Below are 26207 nucleotides of genomic sequence, written 5' to 3'. Positions count from 1 at the left end.
TCAGCGGCCGAGCATCGTGCGCAGCCGCGGCGAGCGCGCCGAGCCGTCGATGCATTCCAGCCTCGCGGACCGGTTCAGGGTGTGGAGGCGCGTGCCGGGCCAGGCTGGGCCGGCGGTGAGCCGGGTCTCGACCGTCTGCGCGTAGCCGTCGGCGTCCAGGCGGTCGATCCGCGCGAGCGCGAGGGCGCGGCCGTAGCCCTCGGTGCAATCCTGGATCGGCCGGATCAGCGCGCCGCCGCGCGCGACGATGCGTCCGGCCGGACGCGCCGAGGCGACGTCCACCAGCACCGGGTTGTGTGCGTGCGGCGTCCAAGGCCCGCGGAAATCCGGGGCCGACCAGAGGTGGAGCGCATCCGAGTAGGAGCCGCTGCCGAGCGCCGCCCCGAGCGGCGCGTCGCGGACCGTCGCGAACATCCACCACAGGCCGTCGTGCTCGACGAGCGTCGCGTCGCTGGCCACCACTCCGGATACCAGCGTCGCCTCCTTCACCCAACCGCCGGGGAAGGCGGTGGCGCGGTAGAGCTCGATCGTGCCGGCGCTGCCGGTCTCGGGCACCATCCAGGCCTCGCCGTCGCGCACGAAGACGAACGGGTAGGACAGGTGATGCGCCTCCTCCAGCACCGGCACCGGCACGCCGATCGGCCCATCGGACCCGACCCGAACCGCCGAGACGATGCCCTTGGCCAGCGCGTGAACGTAGTCCTCGACGAACAGCCAGGTCTCGCCGCGATGGTCGAGGGGGAACGGGTCGGCGTAGAAGCGCCGGCCGTCGTCGGGCAGCGTGGTCCAGCCGGCGTCGGGGTGGCGGCGCAGGTCGATCACATCCGGCCCGCCGGCGAGCCGGCGCCAGCCGACCCGCCAGTGCGGGGCATGGTAGCAAAGGTGATACAGCCGCTGCGCGATCGCGTGGGCGAGGATGCGCCCGGTCCGCGCCAGGATCTCGCGGGCGGGAAGCTCGGCCGGCGGCGCGTCGGCGTCGGCTCGGATGGGGCTCGGCTCGCGGCGCCCGGCGACGGCGGCCGACAGCAGCGACACCGTGCGGAACAGCGCGTCGTCGAAGGAAGTCAACATCACGCCGCGACGCTCGGTGCCGGTGCGGCCCGACGCGACAACCCGGCTTCCGTCCGAAAATGCGATCCCCGGTGCCCGCCCGTCCAGCAGGCTGGCGAGGAGGCCCGCCTCGCCGGCGCAACCGTCGAAGGTCAGCCGCCAGATCGCATCGGCCGCCTCGGATTCGACGTCGCCGCAGAGGTCGAGGATCAGGTCCGGGCGGGCGCGCCCCGCCTGCGGCCAAGCCGACAGGTCGGCGGGCGCCGAGGCGCCCGAGCGCGGCAGGCGGTGGATCAGCGATTCCAGGGAGAACAGCAGGTCGGCGTTGGCAGGCCATACGTCCGACCCGGGACGGGCATCGATCTCGATCGCCTCGACGCCGGGCAGGCCGGCGACCCGGCGGAGCAGCTGCGCCTGCCAAAGCCGCGGCCTCCGACCATCGAGACGCAACCTCAGACGCATGCCGCCGACCGATCTTTCTGAGACATGCCCTCGAACGCAGCGTGGGCGCTGGGCGGGATCGGCGTCCAGCGCCAATCCCGGATGCCCGACGCGACCCGCCATCGCGATCTATCACTAATTTTGTAACCGAGACGATAACCGGAAAAACAGAGCGGGCGGCTGATCTAGATTAACCCTCGCCGCAAGAATCGATCCCAGAAGCTGCGCCCCTACGCAGTCTTGAGGGATTTTCATTCACTTGCGCGCAACTTGCACTGTCACTTCGCACGTCCATAAAAACGACCCCATTCGAGACGACGGTGTCCGACGGTGGAACAGCTGAACAGAAACCTCGCCGTCTCGGCCTGGATGGAGCCGATGGTGCCCGAGCGCGCCGCGCCGTCCAAGCCGGAGACGACGGCCGAGCTCGGCGACCTGTGGCGCATCCTCGCCCGACGCTGGAAGATGATCCTCGGCACGGCCGCCGTCCTGGGCCTGGCGGCGCTGGCCTACGCCGTCGTGACGCCCTCTCTCTATACCGCGACCGCGCAGCTCCTGATCGACCCGAGGGACCGCATGGTCGTGACCAACGACATCAACCCCGGCGCGCTCGCGCCCGACGGCGGCGTGACGCAGGTCGAGAGCCAAGTCCGCGTGATCGAATCCGACACCGTTCTGTCGCGCGCCATCGCCGAGACCGGGCTCGACAAGGATCCCGAGTTCGGCGCGGCCAAGGGCGGAGCCGTCGCGGGCGCCGTTCGCTCCCTGCGCGAGCTCGTCACCGGGCCGCAGCCCGAACGCCTGGTCGACGCCCGCGGCCAGTCCCTCGACCGGCTCCGGCGCAAGCTCGCTGTGAAGCGCGCCGACAAGGTCTTCGTCGTCGACGTCATCGTCACGACCACCGACCCGGACAAGTCGGCCCGGATCGTCAACGCCATCGCCAAATCCTACCTCTCCGACCAGAGCGAGGCCCGGGCCGAGGGTGCCAAGCGCGCGGCGGGCGAGCTGCGCGGCCGCCTCGACGACCTGCGCGCTGCCGTCAACCAGGCCGACATGCGGCTCGAGGACTACAAGGCGAAGAACGGGCTGATCGCATCGAGCGGGCGCCTCGTCGGCGAGCAGCAGCTCACCGACAGCAACGCCCGCGTCGTCGCGGCCCGCACCCGCACGGCCGAGGCCCGCGCCCGCCTGCAGGGCGTCAAGGATGCCCGCGGCCGGCCCTTCGCCGCCGGCGCGACGCCGGAGGCGATCCAATCCTCGGTGATCGACCGCCTGCGCGGCCAGTACGCCGAGCTCGCGAGCAAGGAGGCGGACCTGCGCACCAACCTCGGCGAGCGGCACCCCTTCATCGCCGCGACCCGGGCGCAGATGCAGGACGTGAAGCAGCTGATCGACAGCGAACTCGGGCGCATCGCGCAAGCCGCGGAAGCCGAATACCAGCGGGCGCAGGCCAACGAGCGCACGCTCACCGCGGACCTCGAGAAGCTCCAGAAGCAATCCGCCGTCAGCGCGCAGTCGAGCATCCGCCTGCGCGAGCTGGAGCGCGACGTGGAAGCGAGTCGCTCGGTCTACAACAACTTCCTGGTGCGCTCGCGCGAGCTGAAGGAGCAGACCGGGATCGATACCACCAACGCCCGCGTCATCACCTGGGCGCGGCCGCCCGCCGATTCCTCGTGGCCGCCGCGGCTGTTCCTGGTGCTCGCCGCCTCGCTTGCGGGCCTCGGCCTCGGCACCGGCTTCGCCCTGGTGCGGGAATATGCCGAGCCGACGGTGCTGTCGCAGCGCCAGCTCGAACGCCTTTCGAACGCTCCGGTGGTCGCGACCCTGCCGCGCCTGCGCCGGGGGGGCGACGGCGCCAGCGCGTCGGCGGCGGGCTTCACCCTCGACCACCTGCACGAATCGGCCGACGGCGGCCGCTCGATCAGCATCCTCGTCACCTCCGGCGAGGCGGAGGACGCCGACCGCAAGGCGGTGATCGACCTGCTCGCCTCCGTCGCCGTCGCCCGCGGCGAGCGCGTGTTGATCGTCGACGCCGACATGCGCATCGATGATTCGCAGGTCGGCGGCCTCCTCGACGTCTTGCGCGGCGAGCAGAGCCTGAACGCCGTCGCCCGCCTCGACCCGGCCACGGGCGCGCGCCGGATCGGCATGGGCGACGCGCAGAAGCCGGTGCGCGACGCGTTCCTGCGCACCAACGTCGAGCGTTTCCTCGCCGGGGTGAAGGGGCGCTACGAGCTGGTGATCCTCGATGGCGGCGTGCTCTCCGAGAACCTGCGGATCGGGCCGGTCGCGGCCGCGGCGGACCGCCTGCTGCTGATCGTGCGCAACGGCGCCACCCGCCAGCGCGACCTCCTGAACCTCGTCGGCACGTCGGAAGCCCTCGGTCGGCCGGTCTCGGGCTCGCTCCTGCTCGATGCCCGCGCGGCGAGCTGAGGCGGCACCCGTGACCCGGGCCTGTCGCTCCGCGGCGACAGCCGGCTCCGTGCGCCGGACGCCGCAAGCGTTCCCGTTGCCGTCGCTCGTGGGGTTCGAATCCTGGGCCTTGGTGGCGCTGGCGCTCGTCACCTGGGGCCTGTCGGGTGGGATGCTCTGGGTGCTGGGCATCAACTACGACGGCATCACCGGCTCGGCGGCGCAGAAGGTCCACCCGGCGAGCTATCTCGCGGTCCTTCTGTTCGGCTGGACGATGCTGCGATCCGGCAACCCGGTGATCGCGGTGGCGGCAGCCGGCGAGCGGCGGCCGGCCAGCGTGCTGCTCTGCCTCGTCGGATTCGGTCTGCTCGCCTTCATCGCTTCACGCAACGGCACTGGGCTCGCCGGCTCGATCGACACCTACGTCCTCACCGGCCTCGTCGTGATCCTGATGGCCGACCGGGACGCGATCACCATGCGACGCGTGGAGATCGCGGTGCACGCGGTGATGGTCACGAACGCCTTGCTCGGCCTCTTCGAGTTCGCAAGCGGCCAGCGCTTCTTTCCGTTCCGCATGGACGGGCAAGCCTTCGACACCGACACGCGCTCGGCCGCGCTGCAGGGGCATCCCCTGTCCAACGCGACGCTGACCGCCTGCTACATCCTGGCGCTGTTCAACGGCGGCGGCCGGTTGCGGCCGACGACGCGGGCCGGGTTCATCGTCCTGCAGCTCGTGGCCTTGATCACCTTCGGCGGACGCTCGGCCACGGTGGTGACGCTGGCCTTCGGCAGCGTCTTCGCGGTGGTCGCCCTGAACCGCGCCCTGCGCAACGGGCGGGTGCCGCTGCTCGGAGCGGCGATCGCCGCCTTCGGGCTGACCATGGTGCCGATCGTGGTCGGCGGCCTCGCCGTCGGCGGCTTCTTCGACGCGCTGCTGGAGCGCTTCGTCTCGGACGGCGGCAGCGCCAACGCCCGGGTCGAGATGCTGGCGATCTTCGACGCGATCCCGTTCCGCGACCTGCTCGTTGGGCCTGACCCGTCGGTGGTCGACACCCTGCGCCGGATGTACGGGCTCGAATGGGGCATCGAGAACCCGGTCGTGCGCAGCCTGCTCTACAACGGCGTCGCGATGACGGTGCTGCTCATCGTCGCCATCGCGCTGTTCCTCTACGAGGTGGCGCGCCAGTGCCGGCACGGCGTGTTCCTGCCGATCCTCGCCTTCGTGGTGCTGATCAACACGTTCGAGAGCATCGGCGGCAAGACGACCATGCTCGCCAAGTTCGCGCTGATGCTGCTGGTGCTCTACCCGCGCCGACCGGTCACCGCCTCGGCGTCCCCGGCATCGCCAAGCCGAGCGCCGCGATGATCGCGGGATCGATCCGGTGGGCGTCGTCCATCAGGCCGAGCCCGTCGAACAGGTTCCAGAACGCCCAGGCGAAGCCCGCCGCCTCCGCCGCCTCGCGCACGTCGCGGATGTAGCGGGCGCGGTCGGGCGCACGCGAGGCGACGTAGCGCGCATCGCTCTTCAGGGCGCCGAACTCGCCCATCAGGATCCGCCCCGGCGGGATGCCGTAGAGGTCGGCCCAGGTGCGGATGTCGACGAGGCTGCGGTCGAGGTAGCCGCGGTCCGGGTCGGCGGCGAAATACTCCTTCAGCTTCGCCTCGGTCACGGCGTAGGCCGCTGCCTTGTCCGTCTCCGAGGTTTGGGCGTCGGCGCGCATGCGGGCTCGGACCGCCGCGAGGGTCTCCTCCAGTTTCCCGGCGCGGGCCGGCCAGGGCACGTCGTTCAGCGCCCGGTAGATCGGCTCGTCCTTCATCCACGGCGCGCCCTGGTGCGAGAACAGGTACGGCTCGTAGAAGTGGAAGGTGAAGAGCACCGGGTCCAGCGCGGTAAAGGCCGCGGGATCGAGTGCGGTCAGGCCCGCGCCCATGCCGCCGCAGGCGCCGGTCGCAACCAGCGTCAGGGACGGCGCCGCCTTTCGCGCGGCGCCGAGGAGGGCCTCCTGCACCCGGTTCCAGGCCACCGCCCCGCAGGCCTGCGGAGGCTCGTTGACCGGTTCCAGTGCAATGCGGCCGGGCGCCCGGGCGCCGAAGCGCCGCGCCAGCTCGACGACCACGTCGCGGTAGGCGGAAAACAGCGGCGCCGTCGCCGAGCCGTAGAACCGGTCCGGGTTGTAGTGGTGCGTCGCGGCGTTGGCCTGGACGTTCAGCACCAGGGAGAGCCGGCTCGCGAGGATCAGGTCGACCGCCTCGGACAGGATGCCGAACAGCCGCTCGCGTTGCGCCCCGGCAAGGGCGGCGAACGGGCCGGGATCGATCGGCAGGCGCACGAAGTCGAACCCCGCTTCGGCTAGCCGGCGCAGGTCGTCGGCATTCGGCACCGGCCGGTCGGGCTGGAACGGCGGCCAGGCGTAGTCGGTGCGCGGCGCCGGGAACTCCTGGGTCAGCGAGAACCAGGGCCACAGGCTGATGCCGCGGCGCAGGGCCAGCGGCTCGGGCGGCGCGGCCCGGGCCGGACCGGCGAGCGTCAGCGCCACGGCGCCACCGATGACCGCACGGCGGTTCGCATCCATCGTCAGGCGACCCCGTCCGCCGCCGTCACTCTCGGGCTTCCCTCGACGGGATCAGGAGCATCGACGCCGAGGGGGCGCGTCCCGTCTGAAACCGGCTCGGAGGATGGCGGGTAGCCGCCGAGCCGGCGCACCTCTCGCTCGTAGGCGGCGAGGATGTCGCCCCACGAAAAGTCGGCCGCCCGCCGCCGGGCCCCCGCCCGGGCCGCGGCGAGGGCGGCGGCGTCGCCGAGCACCGTCTCGATCGCGCGCGCACAGCCGTCCGCGTCTGCAAAGTAGAGCTGGCCCTCGCCCGCGGTGCCGCGGTTGAAGGCGTTGTCGTGCGCGATCACCGCGTTGCCGGCCCACAGCGCCTCGACCAGAGAGGGGTTCGTGCCGCCCACCGTGTGGCCGTGGAGGTAGGCGCGGGCGTGATGGCGCAGCGCCTGCACCGTCTCGGCCTCGTAGATCGCTCCCGGAAAAATCACGCCCTCCCCTGCCGCGGCCCGCAACGCCCGATGGTAGGCGTTCTCGGGATCGAGGGTCCCCAGCACCACCAGCTTGGCAGAGCGCGGCGCACGTGAGAACGCCTCGACGAAGGTCAGGATGTTGTTGTCGGGCTCGATCCGGGCGATCGAGACCAGGAACCGGTCCGATTCGAGCCCGAGCGCCCGGATCGGCGCCTCGCTCGTGGCGCGGATCGGGTCGCCGCCATACGGGATCGTGGTGATCGCGTTTCGCGGGCGGCGGGTCGCGAGGTGGTCGGCGATGGCCGGGTGGTCCGCGATCAGGCGGTGCGAGCTCCAGGCCGCGATCCACTCGCTGATCCAGAAGAACGCCCGCACCGCCGCGGACCATTTCGGGCGGCGCCACTCGATCCCGTCCATGTTGGTCAGCACCTTCGCGCCGCGCAGGCGGAGATAAGGCAGGAACACAGCCCCGTTGTAGCCGAGCACGAGGCAGACGCCGCCTCGCGCGGCGGCGTCGTGCGCGCACAACGCGTCGAAAGCGAGCGTCGCCGCCGGGCCGGTGCTTGCGACCTCCACGGTGATCAGGTCGACCCCCCGCCAGACCGAGGTCGAGACACGCTGCCCGACCGTCTCGACCTCCCGCTGGCAGTAGACGCCGACGCGCCAGCCACGTGCGGCGAGATGTAGGGCGAGCCGTTCCGCGAACGTCTCGAAGCCGCCATGCGCCGCAGGGATGCCGCGCGTTCCAAGAATAAGGATCGCCGGCGCAAGTTCCCGCATACGCATACCCCTTCCGATTTCAATCGAGTTACGGTATGTCATCAGAATTAATAACGAATTCTCTTACGATTACAACCCATAGTTGTTGTAATAGAAGTGTGTTCAACTTATGCGTTTTCAATCAGTACTTCGAACCGGGTTGTCCGTCACGGACGGGAATGTTTCTCCGGCTAGCGGGTTCCTCTCGGCACGTGAGGGGGGCGGCGCCGTGCGGCGCATCACCTGCGTGCATCAGGGCTACGAGCTCTATGGGTCGGATCGCAGCTTCTGCGAGACGGTGCGGACGATCCGCGAAGCCTATCCGCAGGCCTGGATCGACGTGGTGCTGCCGAAGGCCGGCCCGATCGTCGCCTCGCTCGAAGGCGCCGCCTCGCGGATCGTGATCGAGCCGATCTGGGTGCTGCGCCGGCGTAACCTCCTGCGCCTCGCGACGCTCGGCATGGCGGCTCTTCCCTTCGCGGTCGCTCGGGCGCTCCGGCGCATCCGCGCGAGCGATCTCGTCTACGTGAACACCACGGTGGTGGCCGACTATCTGCTCGCCGCGCGGCTCTTGCCCGGCCGCACGGTGGTCCACGTCCACGAAATCCCGGAGGGCGCGACCCTGACGGTGCTGCGCAGCCTGATCCGCTGGAGCCGGGCGAACATCGTCTTCAACTCGCGCGCGACCCAGGCCGCCTTCGCGATGCCGAAGGATGCGACCGCGCGCGTGGTCTATAACGGGATCGCCGGCCCGGCGGTGCCCAACCCGGCCCGCTACGACGGCAACCGGCCGCTTCGCGTGCTGATGCTCGGGCGGATCAGCCGGATCAAGGGCCAGGAGGTCCTCGTCGAGGCGATTCGGCAGCTGCCGGAGGCGGTCCGGTCGCGGGTCGAGCTGAAGATCGTCGGCAGCGCCTTCGAGGACGACGCCCGCGAGGCCGCCTTGGCGGCGCAGGTGGCGGAGGCCGGGCTTTCGCGCCAGGTGGCCTGCTCGCCCTTCGTCGCCGAGCCCGATTCGCTCTACCGCTGGGCGGACGTGGTCGCGGTGCCCTCGCAACTGCCCGAGTCGCTCGGCCGCGTCGCGATCGAGGCCCTGGCCTACGGCATCCCGCCGCTCGTCTCCGGGATCGGCGGGCTGACCGAGATCGTCGAGGACCGGGCGACCGGCTGGGTCGTGCCGCCGGGCAGCGCCGAGGCGCTGTCGCGCACCCTCGCCGAAATCGTCACCCGTCCCGACCTGTGGCGCGATTATCCCGCGGCTGCCCGCGCCCGCTACGAGCGCATCTTCGACGAGAAGCTCGCGGCCGAGGGCATCGCGGCGATGCTGCGCCTCACCCTTCAGCGCGAGCCCGCCCGCGTGCGCGACGCCCGCGCCCCCGCCGACGCCGCCTCGAAATCCGCCGGCTGACAGCCAGCGAAGTCGGTTGCGCAAGCTGCCGTCACCGGCGCCGGCGCAACGATCCGTTATCCAAACTTCGGTTTCCCGGCCGGCCCGTTTGATCGGTCAAGGAACTGGGAACGGAACGAGAGCTTGAGGATACGGTCGAGCTTACACTGTCCGGTAAGTCCTTCGTAGGTATTCTTCTGCGAATGTTTTGCCGTGCGTCGTTCCATCGAACGACCGCACGTTGTATTGCTGTCCCTCATCGCCGCAGACCGCAACCCGCGGTGGCGAACGTCATACGATCTAGCCGGGGCGCACGCGCGTGCCGGTCTTCCGTACTTCGACCTGCAAGCGGCCGACCGGTCGCCGCGGGCATGAGAGATGGGATATGATCAGCACCTTCATCGAGGAAATCCTCGACCGCATCTCCGCCGCGAACCTCCTAGCAGCCGGCCTTCTACTGGCGACCGCCCTCGGTTGCGCGGTGATCGCGTATTGGCGGACCGTGGAGGAGAAATCCTTCGCCGAGTTCTTCGAGTTCATCCTGCCGCACGAGGTGATCACGCACCCGTCCGCGCGCGCCGACCTGCTCTTCTACATTTCCCGGAAGGCGATCATGCCCTTCCTGCTGATCCCGGCGGGCGTCACCTTCGTGGTCTCGGTCGGCTACGCCACCAACAAGGTCGTCGGCACGCTGTTCGGAATCGATGCGCCGCTGATGGGTGGATCGCCGGGGCCGATAACTGTCATCGTCTTCACCGTGACGATGCTGCTCGCCTACGACATCTCGTACTACCTCTACCACACGGCCCAGCACCGCTTCCCATTCTTGTGGGAGCTGCACAAGGTCCACCACTCCGCGGAGGTGATGGTCGGCATCACCAAGGATCGCGTCCACCCGCTCGACGAGCTCATGAATCGCGCCTGGGACGGCGTCATCCCGGGAATCTGCTTCGGGCTCTGGACGCTGATCGCCCTGAATCCGGTGGAGGTGACTGTGTTCGGCGTGAACGTCTACATCATGCGCAACATCCTGATGATGGACTTCGTCCGGCACACGCACTTCAAGATCTCGTTCGGGAAGCTGAACAACCTGATCCTGTGTCCGCACTGGCACCAGCTGCACCACAGCACCAATCCGCGGCACTACGACAAGAACTTCGGGCTGCTGTTCTCGTTCTGGGACCGGGTCTTCGGGACCTTGTGTGTGCCGAAGCCGAACGAGAGCTTCAAGTTCGGCCTCGTGGACCGCGACGTGCGCGACTACCAGTCGCTGAAGGGCCTCTACATCCTGCCGTTGAAGAAGATGTGGCTCGTGATCAAGCGGCGCCTGCGGCCGCGCCGCCCGGCCGCGATCTCATCCCATAAAGAGGTCCAGCCGTGAGCGCCGAACGTTTCGAGATCGTCCGCACCGCCGAGCGGCTCGCCGCCGTCGGCCCGGCCTGGGCCGCGTTGTGGCGCGAATCCGGCGCGCTAGTGTTCCAAAGCCATGCCTGGATCGCGGCATGGTGGGCGACGGTGCCCGACCGCGAGCGCCGCGCCCTGCAGGTCGTACTCGCCTGGCGCGGCGAGACCCTGGTCGCGGTCCTGCCGATGGCGACCTGTCGGCGTAAAGGTCTGCGCTTGCTCGAATGGGCGGCCAAGGACCACACCGATTACGGCGACGCCCTTCTCGTCGGCGACGATTCCGGCCTCGTCCGGCGGATGTGGGCGTACCTCTCGTCTGCGGGCGGGTTCGACCTCGTCTACCTCAACCGCCTGCTTCCCGGCGCGAAGGCGCGCGCGCTGCTCGAGCCGGCCGCCGCAGCAGGTGTGCGCCTGCGTCCGAACCATCGCAGCGACGTGAGCTTTCGCGTCGCCGGCGACTGGCCGACCGGCGAGGCCTGGATGGCCTCGCAATCGAAGAAGACCCGTCAGAATTACCGCCGCGGCCAGAAGTTCATCGGCGAATCCGGCACCCTGCGCTTCCGCCTGCTGCCCCCCGACGAGCCGATGGAGCCGGTGCTGCTTCGGCTGGCCGACCTGAAGCGCAAGTGGCTCGCCGGCAACCAGCTTGAATCGAACCTCTACGACGAGGGCTCGCTGGCACTTCCCGCGCTGGTCCGGGTGCTGGCCGAGACCGGCCTGCTGCGGGCCTTCGTGCTCGAATGCGACGGCGTCGTCGTCGCCGTGTCGATCAACTTCGTCCAGGCCGGGACGATGATGGCGTTCGTCACCACCTACGATCCGGCCTTCGAGCGCGGCTCGCCCGGCATGGTCCTGATGATGGACTACATCCAGTGGTCGATCGACCAGGGCCTGCACACCGTCGACTTCCTGTGCGGGGCCGAGGCGTTCAAGAGCCGCTTCGCCACCACCAGCGTCACCCTCGACGCCTTCATGGGACGCAGGACCCTGCCGGGCGCGGCGGCGATGATGCTCGATTCCTGGAACCTCGTGGTCCGCGACATGCGCCGCCGGACGGTCAAGCCGGCGCCGCCTCAGGTCGCCGCGGCCAGCGAAGCGGCCTGAACCCGCGTTTTCAACGCCCGCTTAAGCGCCGGCCGGCGGCGCGGCGGCCCCGACGACACGGTGCGCCGCCGTTCGGACACGTCCGTCCGGGTGGCGCGACCGGTCGCGGAAGGCTTTCGCCGACCACAGGGCCGTGACGCATTCCGAGACCGCGAGCCCGATCAGCGCGAAGGGCGGCGCCATGGTGAGCAGCAGCGGCACCATGATCAGGAAGCCGACGACGGCGCTGACCAGCGCGCCGGCGGCGATCACCCGGAAGGCGGCCGACGCTTCGAGGAACGCCCGCGGAATCGCGTAGAGCAGCGCCATCGTCACCACGCACCAGACTCCGAAGCCGATGCCCGCCATCGGCTCGTGGGAAAAGCGCCCCTTGAAGAGGTGGCTCTCGATCATCGGCAGTGCCGCCCACATCGCCGCGCCGTAGGCGAAGCAGGCGAGCCCGATCAGGGCCGTGCTGCGCAGGACGAGGCGCCGCGCCTCGCGCCGCCGACCCGCGGCGAGCAGCGCCGAGATCTCCGGCAGGACCATGTTGTTGAGGGCGTTGGTCGGGATGCGCAGTGGCGCGAACAGAACCAGGGTCGCGGCGATCGGCGCATAGGCCGCGGGTCCGGCGAGCACCGCGAACAGCAGCGTCAGCCCCTGCCCCTGTACGGTGGTGCCGGTGACGCCGAGGAGCGACCAGGCCAGCGGCCGCCAGATGCCGGCGTAGCGCCGCCGCACGCTGGCGCGGAACGAGACCCGGACGGGACGCCCGAGAGCCGCCAGCGCCACGGCGATCCCCATGGCTTGCGCCCCCGCGATGCCGAGGAAGGCGTGCTCGAACAGGGCCTCGTCGCTGGAATGAAGGAACGCGACCAGGCCCAGTCCGCAGGCGGCGTAGACGATGTCGCTCGCGCCCGCGACCCAGGGCTTTTGACGCGCGAGCAGCACGATCCGCAGGTAGCTGCGAAACGCGTAGAGCCCGACGAAGGCGCCGCCGGCGAGCGCCGTGACGCCGATCACCGGCGCGAGCCCGATCGAGACCGCGCCCGCCATCAGCAGCGCCACGGCGGTCGCGCCGGAGCCGAACACCATGTCGTGCCCGCGCTCGGCCGGGCGCCCGAGGCTGCGCGACAGGAACAAGGTCGCCGGTACCCCGACCAAAGCGCGGATATAGGTGACGCCGACCGCGCCGATCGTGAAGACGATCGCGAACAGCCCGTATCCGTGCGCCCCGAGCTCGCGCACCAGCACGATGTTCAGGACGAAATGGAAGAGGCTCTGGATCAGCTCGCCGGACAGGATCACGGCGAAGCGTCGGCCGAAGCGCGCGATGTCCGGCCGTTTCATGCGGGCCGGCTCCGAACGAAGCCGACCATTGCGTTCAACGAAGGAATAGCAAGTTCGACCACGATATGTGTCAAAATGTTTCCGCATCTACGCTCGATATCGGCATGATGAAGTAAGATTTTCTTTAGGATATCTCTTAGTTTGAATCGATCGCCAACCCATCGCAGGCGCCGGAATTGGCTGCATCGACACCCGGACCGAACCCTGTTGCTTGTTGCGCAACGCACCATACGGGTGGATGGCGCAAAGGTTTCTCTCGGCCAACTACGCACGTAGCTTACGACGTCTGGCGCATGCCAGGCCGAAGGGCGGGCGTGCGACGATGTCGGGGACGCGCTTTGGTCTCGACGGGGCTTGATCGGACGGCTGCGATGCCGCAAGCCCGGCCTCCATCGTTCGACCGGCCGCCCGTGACGCCTCGCGCAGCACCCGATTTTCCCGCCCGAACCGGTCCGGCGCCATCGGCCGCGCGGCACGGAGACGACGCGCGATGACGCGCCTCAGCGACGATTGCTTCGATCCCTCGGCGCCGGTGATGTCTGTCGCCGAGGCGGCGGCGACGATCTTGGCGCGCTTTCCGGTGGTGGCCGGCGTCGAGTCCGTCCCGTTGTCCCGCGCCGACGGCCGCATCGCCGCCGCGGATATACTCGCGGAGATCGACGTCCCGCCCTTCGACAACGCGGCGGTGGACGGCTACGCGGTGCGCTTCTCCGATTTGTCCGAAGCCGGGCCGACGCGGCTGCCGGTGCGTGGGCGCCTGCCCGCCGGCGCCGCGCCCGCGCCCCTCGATGCGTCCGCTGCCGACCGGATCTTCACCGGAGCGGCGATGCCCGCGGGCGCCGACACGGTGTTCATGCAGGAGGACGTCGCGGTCGTCGCCGACGGCGTCGCGCTGCCCGCCGGCATCGTGCGCGGCGCCAACCGCCGCCCGGCCGGCGAGGACATCGCCCGCGGTAGCGTGGCGATCCCGGCCGGGCGACGGCTGCGCCCGCAGGACCTGGCGCTTGCCGCCGCGATCGGCCGCGGCGACCTGTCCGTTCGCCGCGCGCTGCGCGTTGCGGTGTTCTCCACGGGCAACGAGTTGATAGAGCCCGGCGGCCTGCGCGCCGCCTCCGGCATCCACGACAGCAACCGCGTGATGCTGATCGCCCTGCTGCGGCGCCTCGGGGCCGACGCGACCGACCTCGGCATCCTGCGCGACGAGCCCGCTTCGCTTGCGGCGGCCTTGCGCGCGGCGGCCGAATCCCACGACCTGATCCTGACTTCCGGCGGCGTCTCGGTCGGAGAGGAGGACCACGTGAAGGGGGCGGTCGCCGCCGCGGGGTCGCTCGCGTTCTGGCGCCTCGCGATCAAGCCTGGGCGTCCGGTGGCGGTGGGAATGGTCGCCGGGACGCCCTTCGTCGGACTTCCGGGAAACCCGGTGGCGGCCTACGTCACCCTCGCCTTCGTGGTCAGGCCGCTGCTCGACCGCCTCGGCGGGGCGGTGCACGAGCCGGCTTTGGGCGTGCCGGTCCGGTCCGCCTTCGCGCTCTCGCGAAAATCCGGCCGGCGCGAGTTCCTGCGCGTCTGCGTGACGCGCGCCGCCGACGGCGCCTTCGAGGCCGCCCTATTCCCGCGCGGGGGCTCGGGCACCATCACCTCGCTCACCGGCAGCGACGGCCTCGCCGACGTGCCCGAGCCCGTCACCCGCATCGAGCCCGGCGACACGCTCGCGTTCCACCCCTATCCGACCCTGTGGTGATCGCCGGATCGTCGGCGATGCGGCGCCGCGAGCGCTAGGCCGGCACCGCAAGGCGGGGTATCGTAGGGTGTGTGCCGGCATCGTTGCTGCGGACGGAAGGCGAGAGCGTCATGAAGCCCCACGCCGCGGTGAGCGACGTTCCCCCACCGCCGGGCAAGCGCCCGTTCCTCCTCGTCGGGCTGGTCGCCGCCGGCCTGCTCGGCTGGGGCGGCTACGGCCACTGGAAGCAGGCGGCCGCCGCCACCGAAACGCAGCGCAAGGTGCGCGATGCAGTGCCGCGGGTGCGCATCGCCGCCGTCGAGCGCAGCGACAAGCCGGTCGACCTGACGCTGCCCGGCGACATCCAGGCCTTCGCCCGCGCCGCGATCTTCGCCCGCGCGACCGGCTACGTCGCCGAGCGCCGGGTCGACATCGGCTCGCGGGTCAAGGCCGGCGACATCCTGCTCCGGATCGCGGCCCCCGAACTCGACCAGCAGCTCGCCCAGGCCGAGGCGCAGTCTGGGCAGATCCGGGCGCAACTGCTTCAGGCCAAGGCGCAGGTCGACCAGGCCCGCGCCAACGTCAACCTCGCCAACCTCACCAACAACCGCACCTCGACGCTGGCGACCCAGGGCTGGGCCTCGCGCCAGAACGCCGACAACTCGCAAGCCGGCGTGCTCAGCCAGGGCGCGACGCTCGCTGCGGCCGAGGCCGGGGTGAAGGTCGCCGAAGCCAACATCAAGGCGCAGGACGCCACGGTCGACCGCCTGAAGGCGCTCACCGGATTCAAGGACGTGGTCGCGCCCTTCGACGGCGTGGTCACCACGCGCAGCGTCGACGTCGGCGACCTGGTGAAGGCCGACGGCAGCGGCACGCCGCTGCTCGGCATGGACCGCGACGACATCGTGCGCATCAGCGTGAACGTGCCCCAAAACGCCGCCATCGGCGTGAAGAAGGGCGTCGAGGCCTCGATCAAGGTGCCGCAAATCCCGGACCGGACGTTCTCGGGCCGGGTCGAGCGCAGCTCCGTCGCCCTGCTCAGCGCGTCGCGGACGCTGACTACCGAAGTCGACGTGCCGAACCCCGACGGGGCCCTGCGCGCCGGCCTCTACGTCTACGTCACGCTGCAGATCCCGCGCCCGGAGCCGGCGGTGATCGTTCCGGCGGAGGCGCTGGTGTTCAACCAGCGCGGCACGCAGGTCGCGGTGGTCGGCGACGACGACCGGGCCGAGTGGCGCGCGATCCACGTGAAGCGCGACTTCGGCACGACGATCGAGATCGACCAGGGCTTGACCGGGCAGGAGCGGATCGTTCTCGGGCCGCCCGCCGACCTTCGCGACGGGCAGCGGGTGATCCGCGACGGCGGCCAGGGCGAGGCCAAGCCGGTCCAGGCGGCCGCCCGCTGAAGGCGGTCAGTTCACCCGGACGATGAGCTTCATCTTCGGGTGGATGCCGCAGAGCACGACGAAGGTGCCGTTTTTCTCGAACGTCACCGGCGTGCGGCTGCCGGGCACCTGGTCGCCGGAATCGAAGTTGAAGGCGTCCGACTCGATGTAGATGTGGTGCAGCAGGTCGCTGTCGTCGTTGACGATGGTGATCGTGTCGCCGCGCGTGATGACGAGGCTGTTCGGCTGGAACGCCCGCCCCTTCTGCGAGACGAGGTGCCCGCTCGCCTCCAGCCGGCCGACGAAGACGACGCCGGCGAGAAGGCCGGCGACAAGGGCCGTCGCTGTGGCCGCGAACGGACTTCGGAAAACGCGGCCGACCATCGATCCCTCAAGCCGTGACATGGCATTTCCGAAGATGATGCTCGACGGTTAGGTCGTCGTCGTTAAGATTTGGCTGACGCTGGCGGCCGTCCTGCGCGATATCCGAGGCGATGGTTACGACGGTGCTGTTCGGCCCGATCGCCGATCCAGCCGGGGATACGCGTGGCGGCGACTAATGCCGCCTTAACATTTCACGCTTATCTTGACGCGGTGCGGGCAGGAAGAAGCTACGTTTCCATGCGATGGAATCGAACCGGATCGAAGGTCGGCGGACGCTCGAGGGCCGGCGCGCTGCGGCGTATCGCCGATGCCGGGACGACGATCCGCGGCCGGATCCTCGTCGCCTTCCTGACGATGAGCCTGATCACCGGTACCCTCGGGATCTATGCCATCCAGGGGCTTCAGGAGGCGGGTGAGCTCGTCAACCGCACCTACGACGAATGCCTGATGTCAATCAATTACGCGCGGGCCGCGGCGGCGGACTTCGCCAACATGCGCTCGGCCTTCGCCCGTCGCATGGTGACCCGCGACCCGGCCGCCGCCGCCAAGCTGGATGCCGCGATCAACGAACTCGCCTCCACGCTCACCGAGGATCTTGGGATCGCCGTCGAGCGCTCGCAATCGGACCGCGTGGTCCGCTCGGCCAAGGCCGTTCAGGAGGGCGTCGAGCTTTGGGAGACGATGCGCCACGGCCTAGACGGGTCTACGGCCAAGATCGCCGCCTGGGACGCCCTCGATCGCCAAGCTGGAATCGTCGACGGGCAGATCGAGCTCCTGGTCAACTACACTGCCGGCGACGGCTTCGTCTTCCGCCAGACTGCCCGGAAGGTGGTCGCGCAGGAGGTGCGCTTCAACCTGATCGCGATGGCGGTCGCGCTGATCCTGTCGGGCTTCGTCGCCTACCTGCTGAACCGCCGGATCACCGGGCCCCTCGCGGCGGCCTCTTCGGTGGCCGCGCGGATCGCGGCCGGACGCCTCGACGACGCCGTGCCGACCGGCGGCCGCGACGAGCTCGGCGCGCTGCTGCGGGCCATGGCTACTATGCGCGACAACATCCAGGCGATGATGGAGCGCGAGGTCAGCCAGCGCCGTTCGGCCGAGACCCTGCTCGCCGACGCGCTGCAGAGCTCGCGCGAGGGCGTCGTCGTCGTCGACGCCCACGGGCGGATCGCGCTCGCCAATGCCCAGGCGCTTCAGTTCTTCATCGGTCTGCGCTCGGCGGTCGAGATCGGTTCGTCGGTGACCGCGCTCGCCAACGGCCACGCCGACGCCCCCGCTGCGCTGGTCGATTGCGCCCGCACCCTTTCGCGGGACGGCGAGGTCCAGCTCGCCGACGGGCGCTGGCTGCGCGTCAGCCGCAGCGCCACCCAGGAGGGCGGGTTCGTCGCCGTGTGCAGCGACATCAGCGTGCTCAAGGAGCAGGAGGCCGGGCTCACCCAGACCAACCTGCGCCTGGACGCGGCGCTCGACAACATGAGCCAGGGCCTGTGCCTGTACGACGCCGACCACCGGCTGATGGTGGTGAACCGGCGCTACGGCGAGATCTACAACCTGCCGCCGGGCTCTGTCGTCCCCGGCATGTCGGTCGTGTCCGTTCTCGAACGCAGCCTCGGGGCCGGCCACCATCCCGGCTCCGGCCGCGTCGACCTGGTGCGCGAGGCCGAGGCGATCTTCGCGGCCGGTCCCGACCGCACCTATTTCCAGGAACTCGCCAACGGCCGCGTCGTCGCCATCGAGCAGCGCACGACGGCCGACGGCGGCTTCGTCGCGACCTTCGACGACGTGACCGACCGGCGCAAGGCGGAGGCGCGAATCGCCTTCCTCGCCCACCACGACGCGCTCACCGGGCTGCCGAACCGCATCCTGTTCAGCGAGCAGGTCGACGCCGCGATCGCGCAGGCCGGGCGCAGCAGTGGCTTCGCCGTGTTCTGCCTCGACCTCGACGACTTCCGGCCGGTGAACGACACCCTCGGCCACGTGGTCGGCGACGAGCTGCTGAAGGCCGCCGCCAACCGGATCGAGGCCTGCATCCGCGAGATCGACACCTGCGCTCGCCTCGGCAGCGACGAGTTCGCGATCCTGCAGCGCGGAATCGACACCGCCGAGGACGCCGCCGTCCTCGCCCGCCGCCTCGTGGAAGTGCTCGGCGCGCCCTACGTCCTGTCGAGCCACACGGTCACGCTGGGCGTCACCCTCGGGATCACCCTGGCCCCCCATGACGGCACGAGCTGCGAGAAGCTCCTGAAGAACGCCGACGTGGCCCTCGCCCGCTCCAAGGTCGACGCCCGCGGGTCGTTCCGGTTCTTCGAGCCGGAGATGGATGCGCGGCTGCAGGCGCGGCGCCTGTTCGAGGTCGACCTGCGCGAGGCCGTCGCCAACGAGGACTTCGAGGTCCACTACCAGCCGATCTACTGCCTCAACGCCGAGCGGATCTGTGGCTTCGAGGCGTTGCTGCGCTGGAACCATCCGGTGCGCGGACGGGTGTCGCCGGTGGAGTTCATCCCGGTGGCCGAGGAACTCGGCCTGATCGTCCCGCTCGGCGAATGGGTGCTGCGCCGCGCCTGCGAAGAGGCGACCCGCTGGCCCGACGGCCTCAAGGTCGCGGTCAACGTCTCTGCGGTGCAGTTCACCTCGGCGAGCCTGGTGACGGCGGTGCGCGACGCCCTGCAGGCCACCAACCTCGCCGGCCACCGCCTGGAACTGGAGATCACCGAATCCGTGCTCGTGGCCAACCCCGGTGCGACGACGGCGATCCTGCACAATCTCAAGATGCTCGGCGCGCGCGTCTCGATGGACGATTTCGGCACCGGCTATTCGAGCCTGAGCTACCTGCGCAGCTTCCCCTTCGACAAGATCAAGATCGACCAGTCCTTCGTGCGGGACCTCTGCGCGGAGGACGGCACCGAGTTCATCGTCCGAGCGGTGATCGGTCTCGGGGCGAGCCTGCGGATGACCACCACCGCCGAGGGCGTCGAGACCGAGGCGCAGCTGGCCAAGCTCCGGGCCGAGGGTTGCGACGAGGTCCAGGGCTACCTGTTCAGCCGGCCGGTCCCGGCCGCCGAACTGCCGGACCTCATCGCCCATTGGAACGGCGCGAAGCGCGCGATCGCCTGAGCGGCCGCGGCGGCGTACCTCGCCGACGCGACCCTTCGCTGGCCTATTCGGCCGCGTCGAGGCGCGGACGCTCCACCGCGGTGCGACCGCGCCCGACCAGCTCGGCCGTGCGGAACGCGACTTCCAAGGCCTGCTCCGCGTTGAGTCGCGGGTCGCAGTAGGTGTGGTAGCGGTCTTGAAGGTCGTCCGCCGTCAGCGCGCGGGCGCCGCCCGTGCATTCGGTGACGTCCTTGCCGGTCATCTCCAGGTGGATGCCGCCCGGGATCGTGCCCTCGGCCGAGTGCACGCCGAAGAACCCCTCGATCTCCTGCATCACCCGCTCGAACGGACGCGTCTTGTAGCGGCCGGCCGAGATCGTGTTGCCGTGCATCGGATCGCACACCCACACGACGCTGCGGCCTTCGCGCTCGATCGCCCGCACCAGCCGCGGCAGGTGCTCGCCGACCTTGTCCGCGCCGAACCGGCAGATCAGGCTGAGGCGCCCGGCCTCGTTGCCCGGGTTCAGCGCGTCGGCGAGCCGGATCAGGCCGTCGGCGTCCATCGACGGGCCGCACTTGAGGCCGATCGGGTTGCGGATGCCGCGGGCGTACTCGACGTGGGCGTGGTCCGGCTGGCGGGTGCGGTCGCCGATCCACAGCATGTGGCCCGAGGTGGCGTACCAGTCGCCGGTCGTCGAATCGACGCGGGTCATCGCCTCCTCGTAGCCGAGCAGCAGCGCCTCGTGGCTGGTGTAGAAGTCGGTGGTCCGCACCTCCTGGTGCGTCTCCGGGTTGATCCCGATGGCGCGCATGAAGTCGAGCGCCTCCGTCATCCGTTCGGCGACGTCGGCGTAGCGGGAGGATTGCGGGCTGTCCTTGACGAAGCCCAGCATCCACCGATGCGAGTTCTCGAGGTTGGCGTAGCCGCCGGTGGCGAAGGCGCGCAGCAGGTTGAGCGTCGCCGCCGACTGGCGGTACGCTTCGAGCTGACGGCGCGGATCGGGGATGCGGGCCTCGTCCGTGAAGGTCAGCCCGTTGACGATGTCGCCGCGGTAGCTCGGCAGGATGACGCCGTCGAGGGTCTCGGTCGGCGAGGAGCGCGGCTTGGCGAACTGCCCGGCGATGCGACCGACCTTCACCACGGGCGACGCGCCGGCGAAGGTGAGTACCAAAGCCATCTGCAGGAACACGCGGAAGAAATCGCGGATGTTGTCGGCCGAATGCTCGTCGAAGCTCTCGGCGCAATCGCCGCCCTGGAGCAGGAAGGCGTCGCCGGTCGAGACTCGCGCGAGCGCGGTCTTCAGCTTGCGCGCCTCGCCCGCGAAGACGAGGGGCGGGAAGCTCGCGAGCTGAGCCTCGACCGCTTCGAGGGCGGCCGGATCCGGATAGGCCGGCACCTGCTGGATCGGCAGGTCACGCCATGACTTCGGTGTCCAACGCTCGCCCATCACACACTCCCACGCACCTCGCGGCGCCTCTCCCGTGCGCGCCGAATCTGGGCGCGAAGCGCGGCTTATAGAGCGGTTTGTCCGGCTGGGCGAGATGAGGCGGGCGCGGGGCTGGGCGGATCGCAGGTCGCGGCGAGCGCCGGGGCGGATGGGTCAGCCTTCGCCGTCCTCGACCTCGATGCCGTGCTCGGCCAGGATCCAGAAGATCGCCTCCAGGTCCTCCGCCGAGACGTCGCGGGCGGGGAGCGCTTCCTCCAGGTCCTCGTAGGTCAGGCACCGGCTCTTGCGTGCCGTGGCCATGGCGAGGAGCGCGTCGATCGCGCCCTGGATGTCCGGCGCCAGCATCTCCCGGCTCGGGCCCGCCGTCGAGAAGGCCGGCCGGAGGGCGTCGGCCAGCAGGCCGTCGATGACGCGCTGCCGCCGCACCTGTGCGTCGTCGCCGGCCGGCTCCCGCTTGTCCGGGCCCCGCTTGCCGGGCTCGTCCTTGCCGGTGTCTCGTTTGCCGCTGTCTCGCTTGCCCATCGTGCGGATATGGCCCGGGAATGCGCGGCGTCGAGGGCCGATCGCGCGCGGATCGTCAGCCGACGGCGACGGGGTGCTTCGTCACCTGCGGAACCCGCATCGTCACGAGCTCTTCCGACGCCGTCGGATGCACCGCGATGGTACGGTCGAAATCCGCCTTGGTCGCGCCCATGGTCACCGCGATGCCGACCGCCTGGATGAGCTCGCCGGCATCGTGGCCGAAGACGTGCACGCCCACGACCTTGTCGCTGGCGCAATCGACCAGCACCTTCATCAGGACCTTCTCGTCGCGTCCCGAGAGCGTCGCCTTCATCGGGCGGAAGCTCGCCTTGAACACATCGATCCGGCCGTAGATTTCGCGTGCGGTGTCCTCGTTGTGGCCGACGACGCCGATCTCCGGCGTCGAGAACACCGCGGTCGGGATCAGGCGGTGATCGACGCAGGCCGGCCTGTCGCCGAACACGGTGTCGGCGAAGGCGTGGCCCTCGCGGATGGCGATCGGCGTGAGGTTGGCGCGGTTGGTGACGTCGCCGACCGCGTAGATCGAGGGCACCGCCGTCCGCGAGTAGGCGTCGACCGGGATCGCGCCGGCGGCGTCGGTCTCGATCCCGACCCGGTCGAGGCCGAGCCCGGCGACGTTGGGGCGACGCCCGGTCGCCATCAGCACTTGGTCGACGACGAACGTCTCGCCGTCGTCGAGGGTCGTGGCGATGCCGCCGTCGACCCGTTCGAGCTTGGCGAGGTTGCGCCCGAGCTTGAGCGAGAGCCGCTTCGCGTAGGCGTCGCCCAGCGCGTCGCGGATCTCGTCGTCGAAGCCGCGCAGCAGCCGGTCGCCGCGGTGGAGCAGCGCGGTCCGGCTGCCCAGGGCTGCGAACACGCCCGCGAACTCGACCGCGATGTAGCCGCCGCCGATCACCAGGATGCGCTCGGGCAGCGTCTCCAGCTCGAACACCTCGTTCGAGGTGATCGCCAGCTCCGCGCCGGGCACCGCCGGCTCCTTGACCGGGTGGGCGCCGACCGCGACCAGGATGACCTTGGCGGTGACGCGCCTGTCGCTGGCGACGAGGCGGACCGCGTGCGCGTCCTCGATCACCGCGCGCTCCGGCACCACGGTGACGCCGGCCCGGATCAGGTTGGCGTCGTAGATGCCTTCGAGCCGCGTCACCTCGGCGTCGCGCCGGCGCTTCATCACGCTCCAGTCGAAGCGCGGCGCCTCCACCGTCCAGCCGAAGCCGGCCGCGTCCTCGAATTCGTCGGCGAAGCGTCCGGCGTAGACCATGAGCTTCTTCGGCACGCAGCCGCGGATCACGCAGGTGCCGCCGACGCGGTACTCCTCCGCGAGCATCACGCGGGCGCCGTAGCCGGCCGCGATCCGGGCGGCGCGGACCCCACCGGAGCCGCCGCCGATCACGAACAGGTCGACGTCGTAGGTCTCGCTCATGACAGGGTCCGATCCGGCCCGGCCTCGGGCCGGGAAAGGGTGTGAGGCGTGGTGCGGCTCCTGGCATCCCGCAGCCAGGTGATGGCAGCGCCGAGGCCGGCCGTCCACCACGCCGCCCAGGTGTTGTGCTCGACGAAGGCGATGGCCGCCGCCGCCGCGACCAGGGCGAGCGCCGTCGCGCGCTCCCCCGCCGGCCAGGCGACGAGGGGTGCGAGCATCAGCATCAGGACCGCCGCCGCGAGCACGGCCCCGGCGGTTCCGAGCTCGGCCCAGACCTGGAGGAATGCGTTGTGCGGATGGCCGACGGCGAGCAGCGTCCGCATCTCCGGATCGAGCCGCGCGGCCACCGGCGCCTCGGCGAAGCGAGCCGACGTGCCGAAGCCGGCCCCGACCCACGGGTCCGCCGCAACGGCTGCGCCGAAGCTCCGCGCGATGGCGACGCGGGCGCGCGACGAGGAATGGACCAGCCGCTCGTGCGCCGCCTCCGGCATGAACTGGTCGAGCAGGTCGCCCTCGACCGGGGCCAACGCCACGGCGAGCCCGAGGCCGAGCCCGGCGAGGCCGACCGCGAGGCGGGCCGGCAGCAGGCGCCCGAGGACGAACATCGCAAGTCCCGCGGCAAGCCCCATGGCAGCCGCCCCGCTGACCGAGCGCAGGATGCCGAGCGCTGCGAAGGCCAAAGCCGCGAGCGCGACGACGCGCCGGCCCTGGCGCCACAGTACCAGGGCGAGCGGGCCGGCGACGACGGCAAGCGTGAGCGCGGGACGGTTGTAGACGAACTCCGCCATCCGCTGGCCGAGGGCGCGCTGCAGCGGCAGACCCGCGGCGAGGCCGACGGCGATGGTCAGCCCGGCGAGCACCACCATCGCGGCCGAGAGCGGCGCAGCGAAACCCGGGATGCGCCCCGGGGCGAGGCGGGCCAGCAGGTACGCGGCGACGAGGGTCGGCACGAACTCGCCGGCCATTCGCAGGGAAAGCGCCGGAAACGGCGTCCAGGCGAGCGTCGCGGCGCACCAGGCCAGGAACACCAGGGCCGCGAGGCCCGGCGGCGTCGCGAGCGGCGGCAACAGCAGGCGCCGCACCGCGCCGGCATCCTCAAGGCAGCGCCCGGCCAGGAACAGCAGCGCCGCGATGGCGACGACGAGGGGGCTCGAGCGGTTGGCCAGCGCCATCGCCAAGGGCAGCGCCGCGAGCGCGACGGCGCCGGCCGCGTAGAGGCGTCGGGACGGATGCACGGCGCGTTCTGCGGACAGCCCTACGGCCTACTGGAGCTGGTGCCCGCGCTTGCCCATCTCGGCGCGCACGCGGACCATGACGTATTCCGAGACTTCCTGGGTCCAGGTCTGCATCGCCTGGACCATCTCGTCGAGGATCTGCGGCTGCGTCTCGACGTAGCGCTTGCCGGCGGGCGAGCGGAAGAACGTCGCGATGTCCTGTAGCTCGGGTTCGGTCAGCTTGGTCGCGTAGATGCGAGCGGCGGTGTCGATGATGCGCTGCTTCTGCAGCTCCATCTCCGGGTTGAGCGAACGCAGCACCTCGTCGAGGTCCTTGGCCAGCTCGGGCCGCGTCACCGACTGCTGCTTGATCTGGTCGGCGAACGCCGGAATGATCGAATCGAACGAGCGGGCGATGCCCGAGCTCAGCATCACCTCGCGGGCGAGCGCGAGGTGGTTCGCGCTGATCGTCGGGGCGCCGCGGTTGGCCGGCGCGGCGGGCGCCGGTGCCGGCTTCGGCGGCGCGGCCTTCGGCGCCTGGGCGAGGGCCGGGCCGGCGACGAGGGCGGCCACCAGGGCGGGAAGGAGGCGGCGGGAGAGTACGGACATTCCGGACGTTCCTGAGCGAGGGGGGATGGGACGGCGACACCGATGCCGTCCCCGGTGCGCCGCTAAGCGGCGCGAAAGGGTTTATGCGAGGCTGCCGATTACGCTGACCTCGGCGCGGCCGTCGCGCTCCTCGGCGAGGATGGCCGCGGTGGCGATCCCGAGGAACAGGCCGTGCTCGACCACCCCGGGAACCGCCCAGAGCAGGGCCGACAACCGCTCCGCGTCGGCGATGCGGCCGAGGCGGGCGTCGAGGATGAGGTGGCCGCCATCCGTCGTCAGCGGCGCGACGCCGGACGTCACGCGCAGCGCGACGTCGCCGGCGCAGCCCGCGCGCGCGATCGCCGCCTCGACGCCGATCCGGGTCGCGGCGAGGCCGAAGGCGTTGACCTCGATCGGCAGCGGGAAGGCGCCGAGCGTCGCCACGCGCTTGGCCGCGTCGGCGATCACCACCATGCGGCGGCTGGCGCAGGCGACGATCTTCTCGCGAAGCAGGGCCGCGCCGCCGCCCTTGATCAGGCGGAGGTCGGCGTCGACCTCGTCGGCTCCGTCGATGGTGAGGTCGAGCTCGGGCAGCTCCTCCAGGGTCGCGAGGCGAATGCCCTCGCGCGTCGCCGCCGCATGGGTCGCCTCGGAGGTCGGCACGCCGACGACGTCGAGGCCGTCGCGGACGCGGGCCCCGAGGAGCGCGACGAAGGCCGCCGCCGTCGAGCCGGTGCCGAGCCCGAGCCGCATGCCCGGCTCGACCAGGTCGAGGGCGCGGGCGGCCGCCGCGCGGCGCAGGTCCGGGCCGCTCACGACGACGTCCCGCCGTCGGGTCTCGTGGAAGGGTGCATGCGCAGGGTGCCGGTTCGTCCCGTTCAGGTGCGGCACGCCCTAGCATGGCCGCCGCCGCGCCGGGAAGCCGCGGCGCCTGCCGAAACCGGCATTCGGATGACGGATCCGCCCGCATGCGCCCCGCCCGCGCCGCGTCAGGGCCGCCCGCCCTGCGGCGGCGTCGCGCTGGCGCCGGCGCGGCCCGGAACGTTGCCGACGAGGGGCGCCTGGGCGGCGCCTTCGGCGGAGGGGTTGGTCTGCTGGGTGCAGACGACCTGCTCCTTCTTCACCAGCACGAAGCAGATGCTCATCTCGCCGGTGCGGTAGTTCACCCGGAACACGCCCGCCTCGCGGGTGTGGCGCGTGGCGACGAGGCCGTATTCCGACGGGGGCTGCGCGCCGGCCCCCTCGCCCGCCGCGAAGCAGACCGTTAGGCCGATGCCGCCCCCGACGTCCTGCAGCCCGTACTGGCACGAGGTGACCTCACCCGTGACCTTGTCGACCCGGTACATGCGGTTGAGGTCGGCCTGCGGGGCCGGGACGAACTCGAACGAGGCGGCGGCGGCGGAAACCGGCGCGAGCAGGCAGAGGCCGAGGGCGAGCAGGCGGATGTTCATGGACGGTCCCGGGGTGTGACGCCCTCTCCTTTCACGGGGGTTTCGGGCAAGTCTGGG

20 protein-coding genes are annotated in these 26207 nt (G+C 70.8%); 8 read left to right on the top strand and 12 right to left on the bottom strand.

Translation table 11 applies throughout. The features are described from left to right. Nucleotides 1-1512 (bottom strand): formyl transferase, encoded by a 1512-nt coding sequence (locus FV234_RS04020; protein WP_147828176.1) that lies wholly within the window; start codon nt 1510-1512, stop codon nt 1-3. Between the two features lie 309 nt (nt 1513-1821). On the opposite strand from FV234_RS04020, the gene FV234_RS04015 reads away from it, so the two are divergent. Then, nucleotides 1822-3924, top strand: a complete 2103-nt coding sequence (locus FV234_RS04015) for an exopolysaccharide transport family protein (RefSeq protein WP_147828175.1) — start codon at nt 1822-1824, stop codon at nt 3922-3924. Nucleotides 3925-4000: 76 nt separating this feature from the next. Then, the gene (locus FV234_RS04010; protein WP_147828174.1) at nt 4001-5269 is read left to right on the top strand and encodes a VpsF family polysaccharide biosynthesis protein; all 1269 of its coding nucleotides are present in this window, start codon (nt 4001-4003) and stop codon (nt 5267-5269) included. On the opposite strand, the gene FV234_RS04005 is transcribed toward FV234_RS04010, so the two are convergent. Together FV234_RS04005 and FV234_RS04000 are read right to left on the bottom strand one after the other, a co-directional pair. After that, the gene (locus FV234_RS04005; RefSeq protein WP_147828173.1) at nt 5223-6476 is read right to left on the bottom strand and encodes a cellulase family glycosylhydrolase; all 1254 of its coding nucleotides are present in this window, start codon (nt 6474-6476) and stop codon (nt 5223-5225) included. The genes FV234_RS04010 and FV234_RS04005 overlap by 47 nt on opposite strands. 2 nt (nt 6477-6478) lie before the next feature. Beyond that, nucleotides 6479-7702, bottom strand: coding sequence for a DUF1972 domain-containing protein (locus FV234_RS04000; protein WP_147828172.1), 1224 nt, complete (start codon nt 7700-7702; stop codon nt 6479-6481). A 208-nt stretch (nt 7703-7910) separates the two neighbouring features. Here FV234_RS04000 and FV234_RS03995 point away from each other — a divergent pair, with 208 nt between their 5' ends. The 3 genes from FV234_RS03995 (at nt 7911) to FV234_RS03985 (ending at nt 11576) form a co-directional block, all read left to right on the top strand. Next, complete coding sequence (locus FV234_RS03995; protein WP_238271374.1) at nt 7911-9089, top strand: glycosyltransferase; 1179 nt, start codon at nt 7911-7913, stop codon at nt 9087-9089. A gap of 364 nt (nt 9090-9453) precedes the next feature. After that, nucleotides 9454-10449, top strand: coding sequence for a sterol desaturase family protein (locus FV234_RS03990; RefSeq protein ID WP_147828170.1), 996 nt, complete (start codon nt 9454-9456; stop codon nt 10447-10449). Further along, nucleotides 10446-11576: a GNAT family N-acetyltransferase gene (locus FV234_RS03985; RefSeq protein ID WP_147828169.1), complete on the top strand. Its 1131-nt coding sequence runs from the start codon at nt 10446-10448 to the stop codon at nt 11574-11576. Before FV234_RS03990 ends, FV234_RS03985 begins: the two co-directional genes overlap by 4 nt. A gap of 21 nt (nt 11577-11597) precedes the next feature. On the opposite strand, the gene FV234_RS03980 is transcribed toward FV234_RS03985, so the two are convergent. Beyond that, nucleotides 11598-12905 carry a hypothetical protein gene (locus tag FV234_RS03980; protein WP_246686110.1) on the bottom strand — a complete coding sequence of 436 codons (1308 nt, stop codon included), beginning with the start codon at nt 12903-12905 and terminating at the stop codon, nt 11598-11600. A gap of 490 nt (nt 12906-13395) precedes the next feature. On the opposite strand from FV234_RS03980, the gene glp reads away from it, so the two are divergent. Next, nucleotides 13396-14646 (top strand): gephyrin-like molybdotransferase Glp, encoded by a 1251-nt coding sequence (glp, locus tag FV234_RS03975; protein WP_147828168.1) that lies wholly within the window; start codon nt 13396-13398, stop codon nt 14644-14646. 110 nt (nt 14647-14756) lie between these two features. Next, nucleotides 14757-16031: an efflux RND transporter periplasmic adaptor subunit gene (locus tag FV234_RS03970; RefSeq protein WP_147828167.1), complete on the top strand. Its 1275-nt coding sequence runs from the start codon at nt 14757-14759 to the stop codon at nt 16029-16031. Nucleotides 16032-16037: 6 nt separating this feature from the next. On the opposite strand, the gene FV234_RS03965 is transcribed toward FV234_RS03970, so the two are convergent. After that, the gene (locus tag FV234_RS03965) at nt 16038-16394 is read right to left on the bottom strand and encodes a plastocyanin (protein ID WP_147761529.1); all 357 of its coding nucleotides are present in this window, start codon (nt 16392-16394) and stop codon (nt 16038-16040) included. 237 nt (nt 16395-16631) lie between these two features. Between FV234_RS03965 and FV234_RS03960 the strand changes: the two genes are divergently transcribed. Further along, complete coding sequence (locus tag FV234_RS03960) at nt 16632-19508, top strand: EAL domain-containing protein (protein WP_147828166.1); 2877 nt, start codon at nt 16632-16634, stop codon at nt 19506-19508. 43 nt (nt 19509-19551) lie between these two features. Here FV234_RS03960 and FV234_RS03955 read toward each other — a convergent pair whose 3' ends face one another. The 7 genes from FV234_RS03955 to FV234_RS03925 form a co-directional block, all read right to left on the bottom strand. Further along, nucleotides 19552-20934 carry a 3-deoxy-7-phosphoheptulonate synthase class II gene (locus FV234_RS03955; RefSeq protein WP_147828165.1) on the bottom strand — a complete coding sequence of 461 codons (1383 nt, stop codon included), beginning with the start codon at nt 20932-20934 and terminating at the stop codon, nt 19552-19554. A 153-nt stretch (nt 20935-21087) separates the two neighbouring features. Further along, a complete protein-coding gene (locus tag FV234_RS03950; protein ID WP_147828164.1) occupies nt 21088-21456 on the bottom strand; it encodes an RNA polymerase sigma factor region1.1 domain-containing protein in 369 nt (122 codons plus the stop codon). Between the two features lie 55 nt (nt 21457-21511). Continuing rightward, entirely contained in the window at nt 21512-22897 is a 1386-nt protein-coding gene (gor, locus tag FV234_RS03945) for a glutathione-disulfide reductase (RefSeq protein WP_147828163.1), read from the bottom strand. Then, nucleotides 22894-24069 (bottom strand): O-antigen ligase family protein, encoded by a 1176-nt coding sequence (locus FV234_RS03940; RefSeq protein ID WP_147828208.1) that lies wholly within the window; start codon nt 24067-24069, stop codon nt 22894-22896. Before FV234_RS03940 ends, gor begins: the two co-directional genes overlap by 4 nt. 90 nt (nt 24070-24159) lie before the next feature. Beyond that, nucleotides 24160-24720 carry a DUF2059 domain-containing protein gene (locus FV234_RS03935; RefSeq protein ID WP_147828162.1) on the bottom strand — a complete coding sequence of 187 codons (561 nt, stop codon included), beginning with the start codon at nt 24718-24720 and terminating at the stop codon, nt 24160-24162. An 81-nt stretch (nt 24721-24801) separates the two neighbouring features. Then, nucleotides 24802-25515 carry a ribose-5-phosphate isomerase RpiA gene (gene rpiA / locus FV234_RS03930; RefSeq protein WP_147761523.1) on the bottom strand — a complete coding sequence of 238 codons (714 nt, stop codon included), beginning with the start codon at nt 25513-25515 and terminating at the stop codon, nt 24802-24804. Between the two features lie 173 nt (nt 25516-25688). Beyond that, nucleotides 25689-26150, bottom strand: a complete 462-nt coding sequence (locus tag FV234_RS03925; protein WP_147761522.1) for a hypothetical protein — start codon at nt 26148-26150, stop codon at nt 25689-25691. Nucleotides 26151-26207: the final 57 nt, after the last annotated feature.

This window comes from Methylobacterium sp. WL8 (assembly GCF_008040045.1).
Taxonomy (GTDB): Bacteria; Pseudomonadota; Alphaproteobacteria; order Rhizobiales; family Beijerinckiaceae; genus Methylobacterium; species Methylobacterium cerastii.
Note: the sequence above shows the minus strand (reverse complement) of the source record. Positions and strands in the feature narration are given on the sequence as shown.

What these genes read in the sequence shown, in the direction of transcription:
- FV234_RS04020 (WP_147828176.1), bottom strand. Translation starts at nt 1,512, where the DNA reads ATGCGTCTGAGGTTGCGTCTCGATGGTCGGAGGCCGCGGCTTTGGCAG.
- FV234_RS04005 (WP_147828173.1), bottom strand. Translation starts at nt 6,476, where the DNA reads ATGGATGCGAACCGCCGTGCGGTCATCGGTGGCGCCGTGGCGCTGACG.
- FV234_RS04000 (WP_147828172.1), bottom strand. Translation starts at nt 7,702, where the DNA reads ATGCGGGAACTTGCGCCGGCGATCCTTATTCTTGGAACGCGCGGCATC.
- FV234_RS03990 (WP_147828170.1), top strand. Translation starts at nt 9,454, where the DNA reads ATGATCAGCACCTTCATCGAGGAAATCCTCGACCGCATCTCCGCCGCG.
- FV234_RS03980 (WP_246686110.1), bottom strand. Translation starts at nt 12,905, where the DNA reads ATGAAACGGCCGGACATCGCGCGCTTCGGCCGACGCTTCGCCGTGATC.
- glp (WP_147828168.1), top strand. Translation starts at nt 13,396, where the DNA reads ATGACGCGCCTCAGCGACGATTGCTTCGATCCCTCGGCGCCGGTGATG.
- FV234_RS03970 (WP_147828167.1), top strand. Translation starts at nt 14,757, where the DNA reads ATGAAGCCCCACGCCGCGGTGAGCGACGTTCCCCCACCGCCGGGCAAG.
- FV234_RS03965 (WP_147761529.1), bottom strand. Translation starts at nt 16,394, where the DNA reads ATGGTCGGCCGCGTTTTCCGAAGTCCGTTCGCGGCCACAGCGACGGCC.
- FV234_RS03960 (WP_147828166.1), top strand. Translation starts at nt 16,632, where the DNA reads ATGCGATGGAATCGAACCGGATCGAAGGTCGGCGGACGCTCGAGGGCC.
- FV234_RS03955 (WP_147828165.1), bottom strand. Translation starts at nt 20,934, where the DNA reads ATGGGCGAGCGTTGGACACCGAAGTCATGGCGTGACCTGCCGATCCAG.
- FV234_RS03950 (WP_147828164.1), bottom strand. Translation starts at nt 21,456, where the DNA reads ATGGGCAAGCGAGACAGCGGCAAACGAGACACCGGCAAGGACGAGCCC.
- gor (WP_147828163.1), bottom strand. Translation starts at nt 22,897, where the DNA reads ATGAGCGAGACCTACGACGTCGACCTGTTCGTGATCGGCGGCGGCTCC.
- FV234_RS03940 (WP_147828208.1), bottom strand. Translation starts at nt 24,069, where the DNA reads ATGGCGCTGGCCAACCGCTCGAGCCCCCTCGTCGTCGCCATCGCGGCG.
- FV234_RS03935 (WP_147828162.1), bottom strand. Translation starts at nt 24,720, where the DNA reads ATGTCCGTACTCTCCCGCCGCCTCCTTCCCGCCCTGGTGGCCGCCCTC.
- FV234_RS03925 (WP_147761522.1), bottom strand. Translation starts at nt 26,150, where the DNA reads ATGAACATCCGCCTGCTCGCCCTCGGCCTCTGCCTGCTCGCGCCGGTT.